Here is an 18245-nt window from a genome sequence, read left to right as displayed (position 1 = left end):
TACATGGATATTATTGGCCATAGCATTGACGAGTTTAGAGCTAGATTATTTTATATTGATAAATCTCTGGTTTCCCCTTGTATTGTACTATTTATTAAGATAGACGAAGGCAGGTGGTACTCCCTAACAATAGATGATGGGGAATGTATATTTTTATTAGAAAAATCAGAGCCTAAGATTATTTCTTTGCAGGAGATCACTGACGCCTTCGCTTACCCGATACAAAAAATAGATATACTTGATAAGTATGAAGGGAAGATGTTGAAAAATGTCATGGAGTATAGGCTAACGAAGAAGAATGATTTATGTATTGGTATATATCTTCAGTTTGATTCTGGTGGTTTAAGTATCATTGAAAATGATGGGGTGCTTTCTTTTTATGATGCGATATGTGATGAAATACTGAATGATTCACAATTAGTGAATCTATGTAATAACTAATACATCTCTATAATTATCATATAGCCCCCAATTTGTTCTCGGGGGCTGTTTTTTAAACCCCAAATCCTTCCTCTTCCCGCCGCCGCAATCGGAGCACTCCGCGCGCGGCGGTCACCTCAAGCTGTTCAGCATCAGTAATACCGGGGTGTACTAATCAACAGGGAGCAGGTCAGGTGTTATATCTGTTGGCATGGTGAAAAGGTATGCCCACAATGTGGAGACTGGATCTATGCCATTACTTGTAGCGATTAATGCGTGGTCTAGGTCAATTAATATAATTTAGCCATTAAAATCATAATAATAAGCACGCTATGTTAGTTGCCTTCTCAATAAATTGGCTTAGTGTGATTTTAGTCAAGACCTAGCTAAAAATTTGAACTGTTCTTCGAGCATTTCTCGCATTCAGCTAACAAATTGATACGATAGAAACAATTTCAAAGAGGAAAAAGACATATGGCTTACGAAGCTCAGATCAGTCGTAATAACCCAGCAGCATTTCTTTTCGTCGTCGATCAGTCTGGTTCGATGTCAGACAAAATGTCCTCCGGTCGAAGCAAGGCTGAATTCGTCGCCGATGCGCTTAATCGAACTTTAATGAACCTAATCACTCGCTGTACTAAGTCGGAGGGCGTACGTGACTATTTCGAAATTGGTGTTTTAGGCTACGGCGGTCAAGGGGTTTCTAATGGCTTCTCTGGCCCACTGGGAGGACAAGTCCTCAATCCAATTTCTGCTCTCGAACAGAATCCAGCCAGAGTGGAAGATCGCAAACGGAAGATGGATGATGGAGCAGGCGGAATCATCGAGACAGCAATTAAGTTTCCAGTATGGTTCGATCCTATTGCTAGTGGTGGCACGCCTATGCGTGAAGCCCTAACCAGAGCAGCCGAAGAATTGGTCACTTGGTGTGACTCCCATCCGGATTGCTATCCTCCGACTATCCTGCATGTCACTGACGGCGAATCAAACGACGGGGACCCAGAAGAAATTGCCAATCACCTCCGGCAAATTCGTACCAATGACGGAGAAGTTCTGATTCTCAATATCCATGTTAGCTCCCTTGGAAACGATCCAATCAGATTCCCCTCCTCTGATACCGGCTTGCCAGATGCCTACGCTAAACTACTGTTCCGCATGTCCAGCCCCCTACCTGAGCACTTGGTACATTTCGCACAGGAAAAAGGCCATACAGTCGGTATAGAATCCCGTGGTTTCATGTTCAATGCTGAGGCTGCCGAACTCGTCGATTTCTTCGACATCGGAACCCGCGCTTCTCAACTGCGCTGAGTCAGCAATGAAACTGGAATTCTCAGGGACAGTTCCAAAAGATCCTGAATGCCCTGAGGAAAATGAGGACAAATTTGCTTTCTCCGAAGACGGGAGAAGGCTTGCTCTCTGCGATGGGGCGAGCGAGTCCTTCAACTCAAAGTTATGGGCTGAACTTCTTGCTCGTAAATTTATTGCAGATCCGAAAGTCAATCCTGAATGGGTAACATCTGCTTTAGCTGAATATTCTGCCGCGCATGACTTCCCGTCTATGCCCTGGTCCAAACAAGCGGCATTCGAAAGAGGCAGCTTTGCAACACTTATAGGCGTAGAGCAATTTGAAGAGCATCAGACGGTAGAAATTCTTGCGATCGGAGATAGCATCACCATGTTGGTTGATTGCGGGAAACTCATTCGCGCCTGGCCCTTCGATGATCCGGAAAAATTTAAAGAGCGGCCGACACTACTTGCTACTCTCCCCGATCATAACAATTTCGTTAGCGGAAGTAATTTTTGGACACTACATGGGAAAACTTTTTACCTTGAAAAACTAACCCAGCCCAAACTTCTCTGTATGACCGATGCACTCGGCGAATGGGCACTGAAACAAGCGCTGGCGGAGGATTCTGGTTTTATCGAATTACTTTCGCTGCAAACGGAAGAGCAGCTTACAGAATTAGTCCTGAGAGAGCGTGTAGCAAAACGTATGCATATCGACGACTCAACGCTGCTTGTACTATCGCTTTAACGCGGAAACAAAGATGCCTTACCCATCTCTTGAACAATACAACCAAGCGTTTCAGCTACATAGTAAGCTGTTAAGCGATCCTGAATTGAGATCAGGCTCAGTCGCAACGACAGGGTTGGGGTTGCCACTCGCCATTAGTGGTGGTTTTGCGCTGACCTATACGATCACATCAGGCGTTAAGAAATACGCTGTTCGTTGTTTTCACAGGGAATCAAAAGCTTTAGAACGCCGTTATGAGGCTATATCCAGGAAGATTTCCAGTCTTCGCTCACCCTATTTTCTCGACTTCCAGTTTCAACCTCAAGGGATCAAAGTCGAAGGAGTATCTTACCCTATCGTCAAAATGGCATGGGCTAAGGGAGAGACGCTAGGAGAGTTCCTTGAGGTTAACAGGCGTTCTACGCAAGCAATGGCGAAACTATCTACATCGATTGAATCACTTGCCGCCTACCTTGAAAAAGAAAAAATTGCACATGGTGATTTCCAGACCGGAAACTTGATGGTTTCCGACGGAGGAGCAACCGTTCAGTTAATCGACTATGACGGAATGTTCGTTGATGAAATTAAGACATTAGGAAGCTCAGAGCTAGGGCATGTCAATTTTCAGCATCCCCGTCGTAAAGCAACGAATCCGTTCAATCATACTCTGGACCGTTTCTCACTAATTTCACTCTGGCTGGCTCTTAAAGCCTTGCAAATCGACCCGTCCATTTGGGATAGATCAAATTCAGAACTGGATGCAATCATTTTTCGAGCTAATGACTTTGTAGACCCTGGTTCATCTTCCATCTTAGGGGTGCTATCGGGCATTCAACAGCTTTCCCCCCTTATAAAGAATTTTGCCGCAGTCTGCGCTTCAGCGATGGAAAAAACGCCTTCCCTTGGTGACTTCATTGCCGCTAGAAACATCCCCATGCCACTAGCTTCGATCAGTATGAATGGGGATGCTCCAGCCAGCAGGCTGAAACACGGTTACATCGGCGCCTACGCCGTATTATCAGCGTTAGAGTACAGTGCCTGCCTTCAAAGAGTTGGTGATAAAGTTGAAGTTATCGGGAAAATTATTGACGTCAAACTCAATAGGGCCAGAAATGGCAAACCATATATCTTCGTTAATTTCGGAGATTGGCGCGGTAATATCTTCAAAATATCAATATGGAGCGAAGGCCTCAAGGTTTTACCTGTCAAACCTGATGCCTCATGGGTGGGGAAATGGATTAGTGTCATCGGTCTTATGGAACCACCTTTCGCTAACGCCAAATATAAATATTCGCATCTCGCAATTACTGTAACGACCATCGGTCAAATGACAGTTCTCTCAGAAACAGATGCCCGCTGGCGCCTTGCTGGGCCAAACGATAGCCAACAAACGCTAACTTCTACAAGAGGCAACCAAGAAGCCTTGGAGCGCATAAAGGGTAAGAATACCACTTCAATTCCTCAGCCTATGAGCGCTAAGGCCACATCGGCAAACCAGGCAATCCTCGACAAGATACGAGCATCAACGCAGCCTTCTACACCAGCGATAGTGCAAACACAGCATGTAGTGCCTAATAAATCATCAGCGCATTATGTAGTACCGACTAGAACCTCAGTTTCACAGCAATCATCGTCAACTCAAAATATTCCAAGCACTGCTACAATCTCAAAGCAGCAAACCTCTCACAAAAATATAGTTATAAAGATTTTCAAATGGCTTTTTGGATGAGGATCACGAGTAAAAACGCACGCAACCTGATTATCACGATGTTTATTTCCTAGCTCTCTTAAAAAAATAAGGTAAAGAATGGACGCTGAGAAAATTCAAGCAGATATCGATGCTTTTTTGACATACATGAATGACGATATGGAGAACCTCGGAGAAACGATCAAAACCGTTTCATTTGGATTCGATGTGAACCAGAACGATCGCATTGCTATTGACGAGCGGCTTCACTGGTCAGAAGAGTATTTATTTAAAATCATCAATATTTGCCATTCTCGCTCTCTTTTGCATAAAGACTATGGAAACTTTAAATATGTATCCCTGACAGAGGAAGGCCAAAGTCGTGCTATTTCGGTCAAACACGGGAAAAACCGCTCATACGAGTTAGGAGCCAGCATGCAAATCGCGACGCTAAATGTTCATGGGCCAGCACAGGTAGGCAACGGCAACACGCAAAATATTCACAATGTATTTAATCAATTACTTCAGCAGATCGAGGAGTCCTCAGCCTCTGACGAAGAAAAGCAGGAAGCCAAAAGCCGCCTGGCTAAATTTTTGGAACATCCTTTGGTTGGCTCTATTGTCGGAGGTCTCGCTGGTTCGCTTCCAGGTCTAATGGGATGATGGAAGACCTTAAAAAAACGATCCGGTTGCGCTGTGCATTCTGTCGCTCGGAGCAGTTCGCCCTACCTTACGAGGATTACTCACCTCCAGGTCACAGTTTTGTCGTTTGTGCCAACTGCGGGAGGGAAAATGACGTGACATCTCTACTCATCGTTGCTAAATCGAAAGGGATGAAAATAGCTAAAGCGTATGCTGATGAACTGGTTGAACAGATGAAAAAGGATCTGGTTAAATCCTTTAAAAAAAGTAAATTCATAAAGATAAAGTGATTGCTACAATCAGCATGGAGGAAATATGTCAAAGACGAAAGTGCTGTTCGCTTATTGCCATGAATTAGATCAATGTGTATCCATTGATGAAGCAAGAACAGAATTCTTTTCCAGAAAGCTGCATGACAGACAACGATTCACTTTTTCCTGCAGCGATCGCAACTGCAACGTCACCATTAGTGGCGTTAACTATCATGTCAAAGCGGAAGACGGGAACAAATTCAAAGCTGCACATTTTCGTTCACCTCATCCGCATCATCAGGGATGTGAATGGATGCAGTTTACTGAGGAAGCTGATCAAGTCCGTCAGACTGATGAGACAGAGGCTGACTACACAGAAAGAAAGGCCAAGCAGAAGCTAAATGATTTTATCAATTGCTTCGATCCTTGTACTGATGAGAAAGATACTGAGCAAAATAAATCTGGTCAACCTGCACCGCTTTCACAGATAAAAAATCCCGTCAAAGACGATGATTCTTCTACCGATAAAGCCCACAAGTGGAGTCGTTATACACGAACTAACCAGCTCCAGCGACTTGTAGACACATGGCAGGAGGCTAGGGAAATTCTAACTTACGACGAATTCAGAGCATTAAGACTAAGAGTCCTACCCTATGGGCATATCTATCTCCATGAATACATAACGCATATTCAGAAAGGACTAACAAACCAATACGCAGGCGTCATTTTTGGAGGTGCCTCTCTGATGAAACGCTATGGCCGTGGTTTTCTCATTAATTTCTTCGATAAACATGATGATAAACCCATTCATCTGTATATCGATAAGAACCTTATGGAGAAAGGGCGATTCGGTCATTATGTTGATGAAATTTTAGGAACAGAAGATGTCAGATATTTTCGCGTCTTTTTGTTAAACCCGGATGTCTCCGAAAGAAAAGATCGTGCAGGCAAGCCCGTTATCAACCTTGAGATATCAAGCCTGCGACAATTGGCGATTTACTATGAGCTTAACTCCTCTAAGGAGGATAATCCTCCATTAGCATATGTAGAGGGTTAAAGCTTACCATAGAGGCATTCATCTCGAGCCTACTAATCAAGGGCGCAAAGACCATCTCTTAAAAGAGAAAGCTTCCCCAAAAAATAATCGGAGTTATCACAGATAACTAATACTGAATAAAACAATACGTCAATATTAGACCGTTTCTGGTGAAAGATAGTGGATCGCGTCATCCCCTTGTCGACAGGTAAAGTCGAGAGCGTGCAGAATTCTGTGTCACTCAATATTTCAGCATTATGGATACTTATAAATATTGAGATATCACTTTTGATATATTATAGTAACCAATTAATTGAATCACCACTTTGATTTCTAAGACCATACTCCCAGAGCTCAAATACACACCATCCTCCGTTGTGCAGTTGTATCTTAACCCGAATATCACTCTGCCTGTTTTCTGCAAATTTTTTCATCCAGAATTCTGGCCTAGTTTTGGTGTTGTTGCATATCTGCAACCATCATGGCGGTGCCAGAAACAACCATGCACAAAAATGCATAATTTGTACATTGGTAAAACGATATCAGGTTTGCCCTGTAACCTCATCTGAACCTAAAACCTTGCGCATGTAAATAGTTGCGTATAATCAACTCCGGTCGAGTATTTTTCCCCTTAATGCCGGACATCATGCGGGGGTGTGTTTTCCGATCGACAATATCCATTATGTCTGCTTCCTGTTTGCCTTTCTTCCTGGTATCCTGGATGCCAAATGAATCAACAGATATATATCATGAGTACCACTTTGTTACCGATCCCAGTAGTCGACCTTTTTGCCGGACCTGGAGGGTTAGGAGAGGGTTTTTCATCACTAAAGAATGGCAATATATTTCAAATTGCTGTTTCTGCTGAAAAAGATTCTATTGCCCATCAAACACTTCACCTCAGAGCTTTCTATAGGTTATTGAGTAACAATAGACCAGAAAATCTTAATGACTATTACCAGTTTTGTAATGGTGAGGTAGAGATACCTTTTAGTAACAAGACAAAAGACCTCTGGGAGCTAGCTGGCAAAGAGGCAATGTGCATTGAAATCGGTAGCCCGGATGGAAATGCGGCTCTCGATACAGCCATTCTTGAAATGCTTTCAAAACGCAAAACTCATCAACCTTGGGTTTTGATTGGTGGTCCCCCTTGCCAAGCCTATTCATTAGTGGGTAGAGCCAGAAACAAAGGGAAAGCCGATTATATACCGGAAGAAGATCACCGCCATTTTCTCTATCGTGAGTACTTACGAATTATTCAGAGTTATCAGCCTGATATTTTCGTAATGGAGAATGTAAAAGGGATTTTATCTTCAAAAATAAATGGTGAAAAAATATTCAACCAAATTTTAAAAGATCTGGCAAATCCCAATACAGCTTTGAATGGATCTAAAGATGGCCAGTGCTATCGAATTGTTTCATTGGTCAGTGAACAAGAGTTTTGCGACGGGGAAGACCCAAATTTATTGGATGCTACAAAATACATTATCAGAACTGAGGAGCATGGCGTGCCTCAAGCTCGCCATAGAGTTATTCTGTTGGGGGTACGCGAAGACCGCTACAAAGAGAATTTACCAAAATTGTCAGCCCAGGCCCCCGTAAGCGTTAAAGAGGCAATTGGAAACCTCCCACCGCTAAGAAGCCTATTAAGTAGGCAGAAGGATACCAGCGAGGAGTGGGAGAATCAGGTTAGTAATCAACTAAATTTACTTGCTAAGTATGCATTAAAATCCCCTGAACACGAAAAGACCTTATCAGGCTGTTTAGAAAAAGCATCGAACACAATTGGTTATTATAGAAATACCGGTGCTACAAGAATGCCTAAAGATCATTTCACCGGTCAAACAACGTATGATTATTTAGATAAATGGTTTTTGGATCATCGATTGAACGTCTGGCTAAATCATGAAACTCGTGGGCATCGTATCGATGATCTAGCTCGTTATGGTTATGCAGCAATTTTTGCATTAATTCATAAACGTTCACCCAAAGGCCATAAAGAGTTTAACTTGCCGGGCTTGGCTCCTGCCCATAAAAACTGGGAAACGGGCAAATTTTCAGATCGATTCCGAGTACAAATTGAAAATAGTCCATCGACAACTATTACCAGCCATATTTCGAAGGATGGACATTATTTTATCCACTACGATCCGTTACAATGTAGAAGCTTAACTGTAAGAGAAGCCGCTAGATTACAAACGTTCCCTGACAACTATTTTTTCCAAGGTGGAAGAACTCAGCAATATCACCAAGTCGGGAATGCCGTTCCTCCATTTCTAGCTAAGCAAATAGCAGAAATTGTAGCCACGATTTTGGCATAGGAGTTCCAAGGCTACCCCCATTCTAGACGGTCTACATACCGGCCATTGCTTAAGTAAATAACTTGCAATGGCCCAAACTAGTCAATATTCAGCATTCGATCTCTCTCAAGTATTTCAAAGCGTTCTGTCTTCCCTTGAACAAATCCAGACTATCGGCAGCCCCGCTATTATTGGTAAAAAAAATCATAAAGTTAGTGTTATAAATTCTGACACAATTAAACATTTATTAGATTTACTTTCTGCGGAGACAAAGATCAAAATTCCGATCGACGCAATTCAGGAATATCCACTGACGGTGGGGAAAAAGGACGAGCAAACATTTCCTCTCGGCATTCGGGCCGTTTAGCCCATTCCGATATCATCTTTCCGCTGGCGGTCTGGTGGAGACGATTGTTCACCTCAAGAGACCAAATCTTGACTTGCTCTATGAATTGCGGGGAAACGCTCTGTCGAAGCCAAACTTTCTCCAAATCAAAGGTGTCGTGATAGTAATCGGCCACAACTGCCACGGTGTAAGCAGCAACGTTTGCAAGGAAAGCGGAAACTTGAGGACGGGCCGTTTTGTGAACCATCTTAAACACAATGGCTTTAGCAACTAACGTTTTGAAGAAAACTGAATCTGATACGATAGGTTTCCCAGCAGCTTCAACCTCGCTGAGCATCATCATGAAGCGCTCAAAACACTTCTGTGTTCCAAGGCTAACTATCTCCGGTCTAACATCCCAAGCCATGTAATATTTCGCCAACTCTGTCTTGGTGATCTTACGCGATGTTGGCACAGAATCCTTCAGGGCGCGAAGCCGTGCTGGGGTTGTACCCTCACGAATGAGAAGTGTGTTGTAGCTTCCTGCAGCTCGCTCATAGAACCAACGGCCAACACCATCTGGACAATAAATTGCCAGTGACTGCCTCTCTACCTCAACATGGAAAGGCTTATTTGCGGAGAGGTCCGACTGCCGCACTGAATTTTGGGAGTTAGCATATCGTGAGATATCGGAGACTAGAGATTCTTCTTTTGTAGGGTCCGACTCCTTCATGACAATGATCTTTGCAGGGACCCTGACCTTGCTTAAATCGGTATCCGGGTATTTCTTTTTTGCGAAATAGATGGAGGCAGTAGTTTGACCACCGTTCACTATCTGCATTCCACGTAACCAAATGATTCCAGGAGAGCCGTCATTAGCCCGTTCGAGCTTCATCTCGTCGGCCACAAGGACGATGCCATTGTTGAAGGCCATAAACCGCTCTGGTGCTGAGCGTAAGGTGCTTTGGATACCTGCATTCACCCCTCTAGACTTGACGCTAAGAAAAGATCGTACGTTGGCTTCAAGGAGCCTAGGGCCAAACTTCTCATAGATGAAGCGCAAAGCCTCCCCAGGGATGGCGGTCAGGGCGTAATCGTAATCGCCTGTATCTCCAGGTATATAAACACATGGAAGTGGGGAGCCTGAAACATCCTTGAAGTCGATAACAAGCTCGTCGCGTGGCTTGCCCTCAGAACGATGTCGAAAGAGTCGCTCTATGTCCATAACCTCGAGTCGAACTGTCTTACCTCCGACGTCACGAGGTTTAAAATTCTTGGACTTGGCAACTCCATCAGTGAGCACGAATACACGTACTTGCTCCAAGCTATCATATATCTCACTAATAATGAGGGCGAGCGAGTAGACATCGCTTGATGGGTCGAGTTTGTTCAGAAGACGGCCCGTTGCACATAGTTCAAGAAAGCGAACACAATGCTGAGCGGCCATCTTGGTATCTTGATCTTGGATAGGCGTTAGAACCTCGAATCCCTCGTAGAGACTGACAAACAGGTCAAGTTGGTCAAGATCTTCAGAAATGGTGTAACCACTCAGTCGCAGATTTGCATTACCAACTCTCCCTTGAAAATGACAAACAACGGGTTCAAAAGTCATTCCGGCTTCCATGAGGTGTTGCATCACCACCTCACAAAAGATCAATTCCGTGAAGGAAGAACCATCGCTCATTTGAGCCGCTATTTCAGCCCTGGTTTCAGACAGAAAATCATCAAGGGTCATCCACTAACTCCTAGTTTTTTGAGAACCACATCAAGCTCAGTAAGGAAGCCCCCGGCATGGTCCAAGTTTATTTCGTATAGTGATCGCGTCACTCCGATGGGAACGGATCCAAGAGTTAAACGAGGAAAACCTTCGGATATAGAGAAATAAAGTTTCTCTTTTAGTTTAAATCTTCGAGTATAGTTGCTCTCATAGGCCTCGGAGTATCCAACAAGCATGAGCCGCTCACAGAAGAAGTTGACCGCGGTGGGCTCTTCTTTAAGACGCAACCCAATCTCGGCAATTATCTCTGGCAAGGTAAACCCTTCCTCCAGCCTAGCGAACCTGACAGCCGCCAAGAACAACGGCGAAGCAACAGCGTCATCTAATTGTTCCAGCGAACTTATTCTCACAGGAAAGCCAGAGGAAGACATGGTCGCTTTCACTTCGATTGCCCCATCACCTAGAAGGAAGTCCTGAGGTGCATCATCGGGACCGACCCATGCACTCAGAACCTCCATGGGTGGCAACTGCGAATCAAGAAGAATGGTCATAAAGTAGAGCTCACCCACAAGACCCAACTCTGCTTCAGGGCTCAGGGGGCTCAAACCATGAGACATAAACTGCTGCCAAGCAAGTACTCGTCTGACCAGAATTTGCAACAGGCCAGACTCTACAACACCCTCTGCAACTCCCTGATCTATTGCACCAACAACGTCGCAGACCATCGAAGTGAACAATTCAATGTTCCCTTCCTCCTGTCGAGTCAGTGCCAATTGGAGGCCATTCGACCCTATAGCTTCCGCCCTCTCCAGCAAGAATCCTTTGCCCCCTGGCAACTTCTCGGCACGTGCCAGGCGCGATGTGGGGAAAGAGAATAAGACTGCCTCGGCGTTATCCGGCAAGCGTCGGCCAGCCTGAATCTCGACGGTGCCAGAAGAGGGTAGTGAGATAACTTGCCAGCCGGTAACTTCACTGTCACTGGAGAGGGACAGCCAAGCTAAAATGAATTCTTCACTCTGACGGGCCATATTCTTGCATCCAATAAAGAAGGTTAGCTTTGTACTCCACCTTAATCGCTGTGTCGCTAGCAGGGAAAGAAATAGCGAAGGCCATGATTGGTTTACTCCATCCGGGAACAATCAACCTGTCCTTTTGTTTACCTTTGTATGAATAGGGAGAAAGTGGATAGAGCAGTAGTAGCCCTCTGTCAGTCTCACCGCCGAGTTTCCCACGAATCTCTCGGATAGCTTTGCCGCTTGGAAAATCCGGTTGATTGACGCGACCACGAGCAGAATCTTCTTTCCAAGCCGCACGAGTTAAAGCCAAGGCTTTATGCCAAATGTCGTCGTTAAGATCGATACTTTCATCTCTCGGACCAGTAAGTACACCAATAGCGAAGCTATTCGGCTCCTCTTGGTCAAGCGACCCCAACTCTTCTGTTTTACGGATGAAATATCTTCCTGAAGGGACTCCTCCAGGGAAAGTATGACTGTCCCCATCGCCCTCACCGCCCCCTAGCAGAGCGACATTCCATTTGGTTAATTGGCCTATCTCTACCATTTTTGAGATAAATTCGGACAGTACAGCCGCATTTGCGCGGGGTGCAGGATACGTTGAATAGGTGTTAAGAAAATCAAGAACTTTGGAAACATCAACATCCATCCAAAGACGTGCATCAAGCCAAGAGTCAGGGGTTCCTTCACGTTCATATCTAGGTGATTCTTTCCAAGAAGTGCCAAGAGACATCACTAAAGCGTCTGTAGCATCGAGATTTTGTTGCTGAATCTTGGAATCACGATGAAAGAGGATAGTCTGGGAGCGCGCCCCACTGTAAGTAAATGAAAGAGTCTGTGCATTACGCATCTTCAAGGGAGAAGTTACCGTCATAACTTCATGTGACATTACTTTAAGCCCATACTGCTCAGGAGTGAGATTTGCCTCTGCCATGAAATCAAATTCTTCACGGAGCTCCTCCGAAGCGTCAGCAATATGACCAAACCATCTCACCAAGTCAGGAGATGTGTATAGTCTACACAAATCCAGATAACCAGGGCGATAGCCGAACCAGCGCCCCATTTGCATTAACGTGTCATACATTTTCGTTGTGCGCACAAAGTAGCTTACACATAACCCTTCTAATGTAAGTCCGCGAGCAAGCTTGTCGCCCCCTATTGCAATTACTTTCAGAGCCGCACCTGGGGTTGCATAGTCGAGAGCATCCTTGGCAGTACCATTAATGGAACGAACCTCAATATCCTCCAGCACCTCAGGTAGAACAGCGAGAATATCATTCCAAATCGGCATTTTCGGAGGGCACTCCTCTTTTGGGAGAAGCGTTGCGACTTTATCTCGAACAGGAAGAAAGTCATCGATCCAAATTTGGTGTAACTGTCCTAGAATCTCCTCAGTCCCTATTCCTCGAGTTATACATTGCCGCATACGACGCACTGTCTTATCAACCTGTTCGCGCACAAGTTTTTGAACATCAACGAAACGGGTCACGTGAATCAGCATGGAGCTATGTTGGCCACCTTGCCCCCGCAATTGACGGGCAGCGCATGACAAAATGAACGTGCAGATAGCTTGCATCAACGATGGAGGAATCTCCTCTTCGCCTTTGTAATTAGGGTGATGAGTCTTCTTGTGCTTTGGTGGCATCCAACCAGACTCTGACTTGGGATCATAGTGATCAAGGATATTTCTAGCTAGAGGTAGTCCATCCGTACGGCCATCCTTCGTCATCTTGCCAAACATTTGCGTAGGACCGACATAATTGGATGGAGCTGCCAAATTGATGATGAAAGAACGAGGGAAAAGATCAGGACCTTCCTTCGCTGTTGCACCTTTGTGGTGGATAAAAATGTTGGCAAAAGGCGTTGCAGTGTAGCCAACATACGCCTTTCTGGTGAAAGTATGAAGGATCTGACGAATAAGACTGTTAATAGTCTTAGGCTGATGCTCTTCGTCAGGTGTACCATCATCCTTGAATATCTGCTCTCCGGTATCAACTGACGCGTTATCTGCCTCGTCGTCGATCATTAGAAGCGGGAGCTTAGTCACAAGCTTGCGACCATCAATTGAGTCGGTGCTATCAGCTACCCGTTTTTGAATCCAGTCTAACAAAGCTGTGAGAACGGTCTTTTGCTTCTTTACAACGAAAAGCCATGGCCTCTCCTCTGGGGATATGCCGTGAAATCGCCTCGCAATCGCCTTACTAAAATCACCGTTCTCAGCTCGCGTTGTTGCAGAGTTGGTCTTCAGGTCATCACCGTACTCAGCAACACCTATTGGTATACCGACATCACGATCAGTGGTCGTCTCGTAGCCAAGAAAGCTCTCTTCTAGCCGCATCTGAGTTTGCGACCGCAAGTTATTGTGCATACCTGCAAGGACGATGATAATTTTGTAGCCAGCATCAGCTGCCTTACAAATTAGTCCTGAGTAGTTGCTGGTTTTGCCTGATTGCACATGCCCGACGACAAGACCCCTACGATCCCATGGGTCCGACCTTTCTGGATCCTCTAGGAGACTGAGGATGTCATCAGTGGTCTCGTTAAGCCCCTCGACTACAACGTCGGAAAGTTTGGATTCCAAGTAGTCTCCATATCGACGCCAATAGCGCCAATCACGTTTCCTCGCCGCGGAAAGCCAAACAACATGGTCTATATCGTTCTTCAACGTGGTTGGCTTGCCGATTCGGTGGCTGAAACGCTGAATCAGTATCGTGGTAGCCTGATGTTGATCCACCGAGTGAGGTGAGGCATCAGCAAATACCTTCGCAGCAAAGCTTACCTTCTCAGCAATGAACGCCGGGGTTATCTTAGATTTATCTTTCTCTGCCTTTACTAACCGTTGAGCTGTGGCGATAACGTTTTCTAGCAGTTCGGCTTGCGAACCAACCTCTTCCATCATGTTCATTCATCTCTCTGTAAATTTGCAATTAGCGAGGGATATTTTTGGAAGGGCTCAGTCTTGAGCATCGACTTACGGGCTTCCTCAACACTCAGTCCCTTGCGCTCGATCAAATCATTGAAAAGGACGCTCGCAACCTCTATAACGGCTTCGTTCGGTTCCCCATCAAACCCTGTTCTAGGAGTGTCCTTGTTCTCGGCAGTATCGAGCCATATCCGTTGGACAGGGACAGTCTCCTCAATGACCCGGAGCATTGCTCTAACAAGATGCTTTTGGTCTGAGCAAGCCTCAATAACTGCCGCGACAGCGGGGTGAATCTCATCTATGCGGTATCGAACGCCGCTCTTCAGATGTTCAACCCGCCAAGTCTGCTCGATAGGAGCACTGCTCAACCTAGACGTCGGAGATCCTCGGAAGGCGAACACCTTACGAGCTCTGTCTCTCGTATTTTCTGCTAATCCAGTCAACCAGTTACGAACAAAGACAGGTGGTCGGGCAGTGGACTTCTTAACATCGATCTTCCAATCTGTGTCGGCGGTATTCGGTATATCAACCCGAATTCTTGCAAGCCGGTGTGATTCATCTCTGCTCCATGCTCTTCCTCTTCCAAGCCCTAGCCAGCTACCGGCCAGAAGGAGCCTTTTGTTACGATAGACATAGAACCCCTGCTGAGATATCCAGCCGTCAGGGCCGCCAGCCTTGAAAAGATCCTCGTTCGATAATTTATCTTTGTGCGGGAGAACATGGCATTGGACTTCCAAAACTCCTGACTGAGTGATCCTACGCTCCACGGGAGATTCTAAGGCTTTCGCAGGGTGACCAACCATAAACGGATCCCAAGGGATCACCGGTTTTCCATTGATGAACAGACGGAAATCAGGGCGAGCTCCCTCAATAAGCCGATGGAAGGTCATCGATAAACGGGACTCCACATCATCAATTAAGTCAGAAAAGTGATCCAAGTCCGAGCCAAGTGTGACAACTCTATCCATTAGTTCCCAAAGAACAAGTGTCCCCGAACTCAAGTCATTTATCGGTTCAATGAACCGCTCGGAACCAATAGCTGGCCCCTCGAATATACGCCAATCAACCTGCGGATCTGTAGCGATAGCGTCCAAGTCCCAGCGTAAACAAACCAGAGCTCCACCTTCTCGCTTGGAAGCAACGGTAAGCCTACGGCATTGTGAGAACGAGGCTGTCTTCAGACCCATACCGAAGCGTCCGAGATCAGTCGCAGTCCTTTCATTCAACGGATTTATCGTCCCAAGGGTCATGGCAGCTTCAAGCTCGGCATCAGTCATACCATGACCATCATCTAGTATTGAAATTCGGCTTTGCGTTCCATCCCATTCAAATCGCAGATACACCTCGGAAGCACCTGCAGAAACAGCGTTGTCTACAACATCGGCCAAGGCTGCTGCGGTTGAATAACCAAGCCCTCTGAGGGCCTCCATCATTGCGTTGGCTTTCGGCGGCGCATATCTGGTTTTCTGCATTATTGATAATCATCCTCGCCCATAAAGGGAGCTAGAATCTCCTTCCTCTTCTCGCTGGAAAGCTTACGTATCGCTTTAAACTCTATCTGGCGGATACGCTCTCTTGTAACCCCGAAGATCTGCCCTACCTCCTCCAAGGTCATCGCTTCAATGTTGCCTAACCCAAAGCGATACAAGATCACCGCGCGAGACCTTTCGTCTAACTCTTCCAACATTCCTGAAAGCGTAGAACAAAGGGATGACTGTTCAACAAGCCTAGATGGTTCTAAGTCATCTTGATTCACGAGAAGATCAACTCGAGCACACTCCATGTTTGAACCGATCTCATCAAGGGACACAGCATCATCAAACATCGACAGGAGAGTCCATAATTTTGATAGAGGCATTCCAAGCCGCTTAGCTGTATCGATATTGAGTTCGGGATACCCTCCCCGTAACTCTATATCATCACGCTCCCGTATGATCTTCCAAGCCTTATCCTGAATGTGTACCGGTGCCCTAACGCACCGGCTTTTATCAGCGATAGAACGTGTTATTTGTTGACGAATCCACCACGTGGCATATGTGGAGAAGCGGAAACCTCGACGCCAGTCGTAACGCTCAACCGCTTTCATAAGACCAATATTTGCCTCTTGAACAAGATCGTCTATTGGGACCCCTGACCATCGGTGTTTCTTGGCAATGGATAGAGCGAGTCTAAGATTACACTGAATCATGCGATCCCTAGCGTAAGACTGCCGCTCAAGAGCATCAACAAGGCCCTTTGCAGTAGAATCATCTTTGGCTCGTTCGGTTAGCTCATAAAGAAATCCACGAGTTAGCTTAGCCGCTTCTAATGCTTCTTTGGTTCGCTGGAAGTCTCCAACCTTACTCCGAACGGCTGCTATGGCAGTCACAAATGCTGAACCTGCATCGTGTTCTTTTTCCTCTCCATCCTCATCGTATACATCCTCATGTTCTGTAGCCTCATCTTCCACAACCGAATCAGGTCCAGTGCTGAAAGCTCCAGCATCAGCCTCTCCTCTCAAAACCTTTTCAGCGTTGTCAAATAACACCGCGAGTCCTTCTGGCCATTGAGCAAGGACCGATAACACATCTTGCCAAGCCTCTTCCATCTCTCGACTAAGAGCGATCTCTTCTTGGGCTTCAAGGAGCCTGCATCGGATATCCTTGGAATAAAATCTAAATGGTTCATTGTGATCCGAGGCTAGATCCTTGATGAACTCAATTGCCTCCTCGAGAAGGAGTTTTTCCTCAAGAGACGACTCATCGAGAGAAGTATCATTTATAGTGGCTCCACTCTGTTCGTCCACAATTGCACCAAGCTCTCCTACAGCAACACCAATGAATCTCTCAAAATCTTCATTGCGCGATCCGTCGGGGTTTAAGCAAATTTCAACAAGGTTTTCTTTAGAGACAACCCCATCGCGGATTACAGCAAGGAGGAAAATCCGGAGGGTATAATCCCCCCTCCCATTGTCTAAAATAGATTTTATTACAGGAAGATAGAGATCGACATCACCCCAATCTTCGTCGTTGTCTACTGCCTTATGTTGACCTATCGCCTTGTGAACATTCTTGACGGCCTCTGCAACATGCTGGTCACCAACGGGCGCAACAGGATTGATCTCAACTTCCCAGAAGTCCTCAAATTCAGCATCCAAGGGGAAGGGATCTAGGGAGAGGGAATCTACGTCTAAAATATATCGTGTTGTTACCTTAGGGAAGATGAACTCGGAGTGATATTCAGGAAAGGTAGGTAAATTCTTGCCCACTGCATGGGATTCGCTCCCCGATGCCTGGCCATCTGATATTTTATCGAAGCAAGAGGATATCTCCTCCTGATTTTCTGTAATCACTTCCTCTGACTCAGAAGACTCCAAGGGTGAAATATTGAATGCCTCACTTAGTATCCCAACTGTTTCGGGACAATTGGCTCGTAAGGCATACGCTAGAGCATTCATCCCTTTTGGATCGACAAGCACCGGATTTGCCCCCGCGTCAAGTAGAAGCCTTACAGCTCCGCTGTTTTTCCTAGATGCGGCAAGGATTAGAGGCGTTGAGCCACTACTATCGCGAGCATCCAAGTCATCACCCCGAAGAATATGAAATGTGATCGCAGCCTCAACGCCCGAAATGGCTGCTAGCCGCAATAGCGGATTGAGCTTTCCCACAATGCTATCCAAGAGACGACTCTTTGATCGAAATCCTATATACATCAGTACACAACGTCGCCCTCACAGGAAAAGGAGTGATATCATATTCTTTGCCTCGTAAACGATACAAGGATAACCCTTCAACTAGATATAAGTGTCCCAAGGAGCTTGCTAAGGATAACGGCTCTTACTTCAGTACCATGCCAATTGTGTATCTGAAAGATAGTAACCCATCAAATCCAAAAAAACCTAGAGTTGAGCTATTTAGAGGCTAAAATATTGATGTAAC

The 18245-nt window shown here is 45.6% G+C and carries 13 protein-coding genes and 1 pseudogene; 8 read left to right on the top strand and 6 right to left on the bottom strand.

Translation table 11 applies throughout. The features are described from left to right. The first annotated feature begins 3 nt into the window (after positions 1-3). From V1956_RS05145 to V1956_RS05115, 7 genes are all read left to right on the top strand, one after another. Positions 4-441 (top strand): hypothetical protein, encoded by a 438-nt coding sequence (locus tag V1956_RS05145; protein ID WP_442824867.1) that lies wholly within the window; start codon positions 4-6, stop codon positions 439-441. Positions 442-894: 453 nt separating this feature from the next. Then, a complete protein-coding gene (locus tag V1956_RS05140) occupies positions 895-1728 on the top strand; it encodes a TerY-P anti-phage system-associated VWA domain-containing protein (protein ID WP_427265333.1) in 834 nt (277 codons plus the stop codon). Positions 1729-1735: 7 nt separating this feature from the next. Continuing rightward, positions 1736-2455 carry a TerY-P anti-phage system serine/threonine phosphatase gene (locus V1956_RS05135; protein WP_145548637.1) on the top strand — a complete coding sequence of 240 codons (720 nt, stop codon included), beginning with the start codon at positions 1736-1738 and terminating at the stop codon, positions 2453-2455. Positions 2456-2468: 13 nt separating this feature from the next. Continuing rightward, on the top strand, positions 2469-4163 hold the full coding sequence (locus tag V1956_RS05130; RefSeq protein WP_442824866.1) for a serine/threonine protein kinase: 1695 nt from the start codon (positions 2469-2471) through the stop codon (positions 4161-4163). Between the two features lie 78 nt (positions 4164-4241). Continuing rightward, complete coding sequence (locus V1956_RS05125; RefSeq protein WP_442824865.1) at positions 4242-4784, top strand: hypothetical protein; 543 nt, start codon at positions 4242-4244, stop codon at positions 4782-4784. After that, positions 4781-5053: a hypothetical protein gene (locus V1956_RS05120; RefSeq protein ID WP_442824864.1), complete on the top strand. Its 273-nt coding sequence runs from the start codon at positions 4781-4783 to the stop codon at positions 5051-5053. The genes V1956_RS05125 and V1956_RS05120 overlap by 4 nt, the downstream gene beginning before the upstream one ends. Positions 5054-5078: 25 nt before the next feature. Then, entirely contained in the window at positions 5079-6071 is a 993-nt protein-coding gene (locus V1956_RS05115) for a hypothetical protein (RefSeq protein WP_442824863.1), read from the top strand. Positions 6072-6480: 409 nt separating this feature from the next. On the opposite strand, the pseudogene V1956_RS05110 reads toward V1956_RS05115, so the two are convergent. Beyond that, positions 6481-6695: pseudogene (locus tag V1956_RS05110) on the bottom strand (hypothetical protein). Between the two features lie 83 nt (positions 6696-6778). Between V1956_RS05110 and V1956_RS05105 the strand changes: the two are divergent. Beyond that, complete coding sequence (locus V1956_RS05105; RefSeq protein WP_442824862.1) at positions 6779-8371, top strand: DNA cytosine methyltransferase; 1593 nt, start codon at positions 6779-6781, stop codon at positions 8369-8371. A gap of 254 nt (positions 8372-8625) precedes the next feature. On the opposite strand, the gene V1956_RS05100 is transcribed toward V1956_RS05105, so the two are convergent. Genes V1956_RS05100 through V1956_RS05080 form a run of 5 tightly spaced genes read right to left on the bottom strand, consistent with a single transcriptional unit; the run spans position 8626 to position 17974 of the window. Next, a complete protein-coding gene (locus V1956_RS05100) occupies positions 8626-10410 on the bottom strand; it encodes an AIPR family protein (RefSeq protein WP_442824861.1) in 1785 nt (594 codons plus the stop codon). Further along, complete coding sequence (locus tag V1956_RS05095; RefSeq protein WP_442824860.1) at positions 10407-11420, bottom strand: PD-(D/E)XK motif protein; 1014 nt, start codon at positions 11418-11420, stop codon at positions 10407-10409. The genes V1956_RS05100 and V1956_RS05095 overlap by 4 nt, the downstream gene beginning before the upstream one ends. Next, positions 11404-14310: a Z1 domain-containing protein gene (locus V1956_RS05090; RefSeq protein WP_442824859.1), complete on the bottom strand. Its 2907-nt coding sequence runs from the start codon at positions 14308-14310 to the stop codon at positions 11404-11406. The genes V1956_RS05095 and V1956_RS05090 overlap by 17 nt, the downstream gene beginning before the upstream one ends. Further along, on the bottom strand, positions 14307-15800 hold the full coding sequence (locus V1956_RS05085; protein ID WP_442824858.1) for an ATP-binding protein: 1494 nt from the start codon (positions 15798-15800) through the stop codon (positions 14307-14309). Before V1956_RS05085 ends, V1956_RS05090 begins: the two co-directional genes overlap by 4 nt. Continuing rightward, a complete protein-coding gene (locus V1956_RS05080) occupies positions 15800-17974 on the bottom strand; it encodes a sigma-70 family RNA polymerase sigma factor (protein WP_442824857.1) in 2175 nt (724 codons plus the stop codon). Before V1956_RS05080 ends, V1956_RS05085 begins: the two co-directional genes overlap by 1 nt. Between the last annotated feature and the right edge of the window lie 271 nt (positions 17975-18245).

Source organism: Yersinia sp. 2540 StPb PI, from assembly GCF_052217165.1.
In the GTDB taxonomy this organism is placed as follows: Bacteria; Pseudomonadota; Gammaproteobacteria; order Enterobacterales; family Enterobacteriaceae; genus Yersinia; species Yersinia enterocolitica_E.
This window is presented reverse-complemented; position numbering and strand designations above follow the sequence as displayed.

Excerpts from the sequence above, each read along its gene's own strand:
- V1956_RS05095 (WP_442824860.1), bottom strand. The coding sequence starts at position 11,420 with ATGGCCCGTCAGAGTGAAGAATTCATTTTAGCTTGGCTGTCCCTCTCC.
- V1956_RS05145 (WP_442824867.1), top strand. The coding sequence starts at position 4 with ATGGATATTATTGGCCATAGCATTGACGAGTTTAGAGCTAGATTATTT.
- V1956_RS05115 (WP_442824863.1), top strand. The coding sequence starts at position 5,079 with ATGTCAAAGACGAAAGTGCTGTTCGCTTATTGCCATGAATTAGATCAA.
- V1956_RS05100 (WP_442824861.1), bottom strand. The coding sequence starts at position 10,410 with ATGACCCTTGATGATTTTCTGTCTGAAACCAGGGCTGAAATAGCGGCT.
- V1956_RS05090 (WP_442824859.1), bottom strand. The coding sequence starts at position 14,310 with ATGAACATGATGGAAGAGGTTGGTTCGCAAGCCGAACTGCTAGAAAAC.
- V1956_RS05120 (WP_442824864.1), top strand. The coding sequence starts at position 4,781 with ATGATGGAAGACCTTAAAAAAACGATCCGGTTGCGCTGTGCATTCTGT.
- V1956_RS05130 (WP_442824866.1), top strand. The coding sequence starts at position 2,469 with ATGCCTTACCCATCTCTTGAACAATACAACCAAGCGTTTCAGCTACAT.
- V1956_RS05085 (WP_442824858.1), bottom strand. The coding sequence starts at position 15,800 with ATGCAGAAAACCAGATATGCGCCGCCGAAAGCCAACGCAATGATGGAG.
- V1956_RS05140 (WP_427265333.1), top strand. The coding sequence starts at position 895 with ATGGCTTACGAAGCTCAGATCAGTCGTAATAACCCAGCAGCATTTCTT.
- V1956_RS05125 (WP_442824865.1), top strand. The coding sequence starts at position 4,242 with ATGGACGCTGAGAAAATTCAAGCAGATATCGATGCTTTTTTGACATAC.
- V1956_RS05135 (WP_145548637.1), top strand. The coding sequence starts at position 1,736 with ATGAAACTGGAATTCTCAGGGACAGTTCCAAAAGATCCTGAATGCCCT.
- V1956_RS05105 (WP_442824862.1), top strand. The coding sequence starts at position 6,779 with ATGAATCAACAGATATATATCATGAGTACCACTTTGTTACCGATCCCA.